Genomic DNA, 316 nt, shown 5'->3' on the forward strand with positions numbered 1-316 from the left:
TATCAAAAAGCATACAGCTATATAGATAGTAAGTTGGTCTAACCTAGGTCGGTCGCAGACATTTGTTGAAAGCTTTCAAACTATGATTGGGTTCGATATGGGCTATTAGCTCAGGTGGTTAGAGCGCACCCCTGATAAGGGTGAGGTCCCTGGTTCGAGTCCAGGATGGCCCACCTGAATCAATTAAAAATGTAAAATGCAAAATTAAAAATTGAATTTTCTTCATTTTTAATTTTTAATTATCAATTTTTAATTGTATCTGGGGGTTTAGCTCAGTTGGTAGAGCGCCTGCTTTGCAAGCAGGATGTCAGCGGTT

Annotated in this window: 1 tRNA gene; it reads left to right on the plus strand. The window is 39.2% G+C overall.

Annotated features, from left to right (window positions below):
- Positions 1-99 precede the first annotated feature (99 nt).
- A tRNA-Ile gene (locus ABF638_RS38385) sits at positions 100-173 on the plus strand.
- Positions 174-316 lie beyond the last annotated feature (143 nt).

Origin of the sequence: Nostoc sp. CALU 1950, assembly GCF_051172895.1 — a bacterium.
Classification (GTDB): Bacteria; Cyanobacteriota; Cyanobacteriia; order Cyanobacteriales; family Nostocaceae; genus Nostoc; species Nostoc edaphicum_A.